Source organism: Collimonas sp. OK607 (assembly GCF_900111995.1).
Classification (GTDB): Bacteria; Pseudomonadota; Gammaproteobacteria; order Burkholderiales; family Burkholderiaceae_D; genus Collimonas.
Genome location: NZ_FOKF01000016.1, coordinates 104,848 through 110,847, shown reverse-complemented (window position 1 = coordinate 110,847; position 6,000 = coordinate 104,848). Strand labels below are relative to the sequence as shown.

Sequence of the window (6,000 nt, the reverse complement as noted above, 5' to 3'; positions counted from 1 at the left end):
GTCGTGGAATTGCTTAGGCATCCGGAACGACTGAAGAGCGAATATGAGCGTCGACTGGATATGATGGAGCGCAATGAGAAGCGTGGCTTTGACACGAGCAACCTTGAAAAGCAGCGGCTGCAGTTGGAAAAAGGTAAATCCCGGCTGATCGACAGCTATGCAGACGGTATCATCGATAAGACCGACTTCGAACCGAAGATGCAGCAGTTGAAGAATCGGCTTGAGCAGATTGACCAGCAGATCTTTGAGTCCAGGCAGCAAGGGGCGGTGCAAAGCGAGCTGTTTCTGGTCATAAGCCGACTCGAGGAATTTGCGAGCGCCGTGACCGAAAAACTTGATACGATTGATCTTGAAACGAAGCGCAAGATCGTGTTGGGTCTGGTCAAGCGCGTCGAAATCCATAAGGATGAAATCGTCGTTGTGTTCAGGATCGACCCGCAGCCGGGGGCGCTCGCCAGCGAAAATTCGAATGAATCAAACGATGGAGTAAAAAGTATGCAACATTGTAAGCGGCGTTCTGTCACCACTACTGGCCAATGTGTTGCTTGACGAGGTGGATCGTGCACTTGAACGCAGAGGACATCGCTTTGCCCGTTATGCCGATGACTGCAACATTTATGTGCGCAGCCGGAAAGCTGGCGAGCGGGTGATGGCATTGCTTAAGCGCCTGTACGACAAGTTGCATTTGACGATCAACATATCGAAAAGTGCGGTTGCTAGCGCGTTTGGTCGAAAATTTCTGGGCTATGAGCTGTGGCTGGCTCGGAAAGACGAGATCAAACGGGCAATATCGTATAAAGCGCAGGCAACGTTCAAGCAGCGGATACGGGAACTGACCCGTCGCTCATGCGGGCGCAGCATGACCGAGTTGATCGTGCCGCTACGGCGTTACTTGCTGGGATGGAAAGCCTACTTTGGGTTGGCGCAAACGCCAAGAGTCTGGCGCGAGCTGGACGAATGGATACGCCATCGGCTCAGGGCGATTCAGCTCAAGCATTGGAAGCGTGGCACGACGATGCATAGGGAACTGCTGGCTCTAGGGGCGTCGGCCAAGGTAGCTCGACTGGTGGCGGCAAATAGCCATCGCTGGTGGCGCAACAGTCGTTTTGCACTGAACAACGTGCTGACAATTGCCTACTTTGACCGTCTTGGCATGCCTCGACTCTCATAACCTCAACTACTCGAACCGCCCGGTGCGGACCCGCATGCCGGGTGGTGTGGCAGGGGTGCAGCCTTTACGGCTGCCCCCTATGCCGATCACCTGTTAGTCTGTTCTGTAGTCATGCTAAATTAACGTTTGAATTAACGGTTCAATTAACGTCACGCAATCCATGCTTCCTTAGACAAGGACAACATCATGTGGACTCACGAAGATAGCATTGAAACAACAGCTACGCCCGCGCAGATCTGGAAGCTTTTTTCGGACGTGGAGGGCTGGAAAAAGTGGAACCAGGGGATTGATAACATCGAGATCCACGGCGCATTTGCGATTGGTGCCACGTTCTCGATGCAACCTCCCGGCGAGGAGGTGTTTACCACCACCTTGATCGACGTCAGGGAGAACCAGGGTTTTACCGACGAGACGATCATAGACGGCACCCGTGTATTGGTGCATCACAAGATCGTGCCGCTGGCTTCCGGCGGCAGCAAGGTCATCTACAGCACGGAGATTACCGGACCGGCTGCGGCCGATTTCGGGCCGATGGTGACTGCGGATTTCCCCGAAGTGCTGGGGGCGCTGAAAAAGCTCGCGGAGCTTAAGTAAGTATTGTCCTGCCTTCAGCCGGTAGGGTGGGCATGAATGCCCACGCGGAATTCACTCGTGGCAGACGCCTGTTTCGGTAACGCTTACGTTCGCACTCCGGCTATCGAGGTAACGCGTGGGCATTCGTGCCCACCCTACTTTCTTTCTGTTTTTACCGTTGTTTATCGGTAATCCGTGAAGAACCTTACGTAAGGGGTGGCGCAGCGGCCAGCGCGAGCAGCTTGGTTACCGTGTTGATATTGCGCGCGGTAGCGGCGCCGGTTGACGACGGCAGCTTCAGTTTTGATTTACCCATGCCTTCGGGATAGTGAATATAGATTTCTTTTTTTCCTGGCTGAACTTCCTCGCTGCCGGGGATGCGTAGCAGTTCAAGCCAGCCCTTGGGCAGGTTGCCGTTGCAAAAACACACCGAGACTTTCGATGGCTCCGCTGCAGGGAATGGATTGGCTTTCAGTATGGCGCCCAACTCCGCGGTAGTGCGCAGCATGACATCGACCGGGTTGCCCATCTTTTTGCTCAACGCCTGTTCCAGCGCCTGGTGCACGGCATCTTTGCCCAGTGGGCTGTCGAAGATCACGTTACCGCTTTGGATATAGGTGCGAACATGGTTGAAGCCCAATCCGCTGCATAGGGCGGCCAGTTCCGTCATCGGCAATATGCCGGTCCCGCCGACATTGATTGCGCGCAAAAGGGCCACGTAAACTGTCATAGCTGTCGTTGCGGTAATTGATTAATAGAGAGTCGCCTTTACGCGTTCCGGCAAATCACGGTCGTAGGTGTCGGCGTCAAAACCGCCGATACTCAAACGTTTCAGGATGGCGCCCGGACTCGGAAAGCTGGCGCGTTCAATTTGCTGGGCAGGGTCCCATAGTTTCGAGCGCACCAAGGCTTTTGAACAGTGGAAGTAAGTTGCGTCTATCTTGACGATGATTACGGTACGGGGAAGCTTGCCATCCACTGCGAATTGTTCAAGCAGCGCCGGCTCTGCGGAAATCTCGGCGCGGCCGTTAACGCGCAAGGTTTCGCCGATGCCGGGTATGATGAACAATAGCCCGATGCGCGGATCGGCAATGATGTTGCGCAGGGTGTCGATGCGATTGTTGCCGGGACGGTCGGGAACTGCCAGCGTGCGCTCATCCAGAATTTTTACGAATCCTGGAGTGTCTCCTTTGGGGGAGCAATCCATACCTCCAGGGCCGCTGGAAGCGAATACGACAAATGGCGAGGCTTTGACAAAGTCCTGGTAGTCTTCATTCAGGAAATCTATTTCTTTCCATAATGAGCGTTTATGCGGTTTGCCGTAAATTTCTTCGAGTTGCTCGATATTGGTAAGCATGTTGTCGAGGTCGATATGACGTTTTTAATAAAAATCAGGATTTGAATTTATTCTTGAGGGCGTCAAGTTTTGAGATTGATGCAGCCTGCTCGTTGCTGTTGTCGGCGTCGTCTGCGTAGCTTTCGTCCGCGTAGTCATCCTCGGCAAATTCGTCAGCCAGGTTTTTCCAGCCTTTGCTTGCCGCGAATGCGTTGAATTCTTCCGGAGCTTCCAGCACGATCAGTTTGTCATCTTGCAAACCAAGATCGCCGTGGCCGAAGTCCGGGCCGACATAACCGATCTTGCGCAACTGGGCCAGTATCTGGGCGATCAGCACCTTGTCTTCATACAGACGGTCTTTACCGATCGCCGCGGCGAAGTCGATATAGACGTCGATGATTCCATAGCCTTCGTCGAAGATACGAATTGCATTAATGTTATGACTACGGCCAGTTGCGTCGGTAACGCTAAATGGCCCGCTGAGTTGGATGTCGGTTTCGCTGTTCATCCAGAAAGGATACACCAAATGACGCTGGATCTGACGCGGCGTTGTCGCCAGGGCGGTTACATCGATCGTGATTCATGGGTAGACTGATCTGTTCACGGCGCAAATAAATCGGAGGAGTGCCATGTTAAAGCAAGTCGATGCCGGTGTTCTGAATGTTGCCTACGAAGAGAGCGGGAACGGCGCTGCCAACGGCCCTACGGTCTTGCTGCTGCACGGTTTTCCTTATGATATCCATGCTTACGATGACGTGACACCAGTGCTGGTCGCAGCGGGTTGCCGCGTCATTACACCCTATTTGCGCGGCTTCGGGCCGACGCGATTTCTGTCTGCCGACACACCGCGTTCCGGCCAGCAAGCGGCGCTCGCCCATGACTTGCTGGCATTGATGGATGCTTTGGCGATTCCTGATGCGGTGCTGGCGGGTTATGACTGGGGCGGCCGCGCCGCCTGCATCGTGGCCGCCCTGTGGCCGGAACGTGCGCGTGGCCTGGTGTCCCTGGACGGTTACAATATCCAGGATATTGCCGCATCGGTAAACCCGCAGACGCCGGAAAACGAATTGCGCTACTGGTATCAATACTATTTCCACGGTGAGCGTGGCCGGGCCGGGCTGCAACAAAATCGCTATGAGTTTTGCAAACTGCTATGGCGCCTGTGGTCGCCCAACTGGCATTTCGATGAAGCGACTTACCGGCGCAGCGCGGTCTCTTTCGATAACCCTGATTTCGTTGACGTCGTCATTCATTCCTATCGCCATCGTTTTGGGTTGGCGCCTGGTGATCCGGCGCTTGAGGGAACGGAGTTGCTGCTGGCTGCGCAACCGTCGATCAGTGTGCCTACCGTGGTGCTGGACGGTGCGGGTGATGGTGTCAGTTTGAAAGGCGGCTCCGAGAAGCGCGGCAAATTTTTTACCGGGCCTTATCGGCGCCGGGTGATTCCGGTTGCGGGGCATAATCTGCCACAGGAGGCGCCGCAGGATTTTGCCGCCGCAATATTGGATGTGGCGTGAAGATGCAGCGGATATAGGGAATAGGGTATAGGGAATTAAAGGTGAGCAGTCTGTATTTTTCCAAGTAACCACTGCAAACCCGCCAGGTGTTGCTGGTCGTGGCTGCACAGATAGTGCACCAGGCCGCGTAGCGTGACAGGGCCATAACCTTCAAATTCGGCGCTACGCTTGAACTGTTCTTGATTCAAGCCCGACAGCAGTTCAACCGTTTTGGCCCGCGCTATGCGAAATGCCGCGAAGGCCGCGCCAGGATTGGTGGCAGCGTAACCGCGCTCGCTGGCAAGGGCGTCGCTATCGATCGACACCAGCAGTGGATTGATTTCATCAAGCGTGCGTCTGAAGCGCAGTTGATAGCCGTCGATCTCGATGTCGCGCACGTGGCAAATCTGCTCGATGGCGGTGAACGGTTCACTCGGGACGCCATCCCAGGAGGCTGGCGCCCAGTGCCGGAATTCGGTAGGAATGGCGGCAAAATGCGCTTCTAGCTGCAGCGGAAAAGCGGCGAGGGTGTCGATCGTGATTGGATGCATGATTGAAGGTATTCCTGGCGCGCCGGGAGACGAGGATTTTTGGAGAGCCAATTATATGGCAGCGCCCAAAAAAGCGTTGTAGGACTGCCGGTTTTAATCCTGCTACGGCGTCTTCCTTTTATCTCCCAGGAATGAGGACAGCAGATCCATCGGCAGTGGAAATACGACCGTGGTGTTCTTGTCGGCGCCAATCACTGTCAGCGTTTCCAGGTAGCGCAGCAGGATTGCTTGCGGTTCCTGCGCCAATACGTGAGCTGCCTGGTAGAGCTTTTCAGATGCTTGCAGCTCGCCCTCGGCATGGATCACCTTGGCGCGCCGTTCACGCTCCGCTTCAGCTTGCCGTGCGATCGCGCGTATCATCGATTCAGTCAGGTCTACCTGCTTGATTTCAACGTTGGAAACCTTGATGCCCCAGGAGTCGGTTTGCGCATCGAGCGCCTGTTGAATGGCCAGATTCAACTTTTCGCGCTCGGCCAGCATGTCGTCCAGCTGATGTTTGCCCAGCACTGAGCGCAACATGGTTTGCGACAACTGACTGGTTGCATTGAAAAAATTGGCGACTTCGACGATGGCTTTCTTGGGATCGATGACACGGAAATAAACCACCGCATTAACCCGCACCGAGACGTTGTCGCGCGAGATCACATCCTGCGTCGGCACTTCCAGTACGACGGTCCGCAAATCCACCCTGACCAGTTGCTGAATGGCTGGAATCAGCAGCACCAGCCCCGGCCCTCTGACGCCGGAAAACCGTCCCAGGGTGAAGACCACGCAACGTTCATATTCCCGAAAAATGTACACTGCCGCATTCAGCAGGATGATCAATACGAAAACGCAGGCGACCAGTCCGAACCAGGCGAAATTCCAGGGCAT

The 6,000-nt window shown here is 54.9% G+C and carries 7 protein-coding genes and 2 pseudogenes; 4 read left to right on the top strand and 5 right to left on the bottom strand.

Annotation, left to right across the window (positions count from 1 at the left end):
- The 3 genes and pseudogenes from BM029_RS13010 to BM029_RS13000 form a co-directional block, all read left to right on the top strand.
- A pseudogene (locus tag BM029_RS13010) lies at positions 1–549 on the top strand (recombinase family protein); the annotation flags it as partial.
- A pseudogene (locus tag BM029_RS13005) lies at positions 512–1,171 on the top strand (group II intron maturase-specific domain-containing protein); the annotation flags it as partial. The pseudogenes BM029_RS13010 and BM029_RS13005, both read left to right, overlap by 38 nt.
- A 186-nt stretch (positions 1,172–1,357) precedes the next feature.
- Complete coding sequence (locus BM029_RS13000) at positions 1,358–1,765, top strand: SRPBCC family protein (RefSeq protein ID WP_092436631.1); 408 nt, start codon at positions 1,358–1,360, stop codon at positions 1,763–1,765.
- Between the two features lie 184 nt (positions 1,766–1,949).
- Here the strand turns inward: BM029_RS13000 and BM029_RS12995 are convergent, their stop codons facing one another.
- The 3 genes from BM029_RS12995 to BM029_RS12985 are packed head-to-tail and all read right to left on the bottom strand — an operon-like array spanning position 1,950 to position 3,588.
- A complete protein-coding gene (locus BM029_RS12995; RefSeq protein ID WP_092436629.1) occupies positions 1,950–2,474 on the bottom strand; it encodes a DUF1697 domain-containing protein in 525 nt (174 codons plus the stop codon).
- A gap of 21 nt (positions 2,475–2,495) precedes the next feature.
- Positions 2,496–3,101 carry a pyridoxamine 5'-phosphate oxidase family protein gene (locus BM029_RS12990; RefSeq protein ID WP_092436627.1) on the bottom strand — a complete coding sequence of 202 codons (606 nt, stop codon included), beginning with the start codon at positions 3,099–3,101 and terminating at the stop codon, positions 2,496–2,498.
- A 34-nt stretch (positions 3,102–3,135) separates the two neighbouring features.
- Positions 3,136–3,588, bottom strand: coding sequence for a hypothetical protein (locus BM029_RS12985; RefSeq protein WP_092436644.1), 453 nt, complete (start codon positions 3,586–3,588; stop codon positions 3,136–3,138).
- Between the two features lie 121 nt (positions 3,589–3,709).
- Between BM029_RS12985 and BM029_RS12980 the strand changes: the two genes are divergently transcribed.
- The gene (locus BM029_RS12980; RefSeq protein WP_092436626.1) at positions 3,710–4,597 is read left to right on the top strand and encodes an alpha/beta fold hydrolase; all 888 of its coding nucleotides are present in this window, start codon (positions 3,710–3,712) and stop codon (positions 4,595–4,597) included.
- A gap of 35 nt (positions 4,598–4,632) precedes the next feature.
- Here the strand turns inward: BM029_RS12980 and BM029_RS12975 are convergent, their stop codons facing one another.
- Positions 4,633–5,127, bottom strand: a complete 495-nt coding sequence (locus BM029_RS12975) for a DinB family protein (protein WP_092436624.1) — start codon at positions 5,125–5,127, stop codon at positions 4,633–4,635.
- A gap of 102 nt (positions 5,128–5,229) precedes the next feature.
- Positions 5,230–6,000, bottom strand: coding sequence for a slipin family protein (locus tag BM029_RS12970; protein WP_170851068.1), 771 nt, complete (start codon positions 5,998–6,000; stop codon positions 5,230–5,232).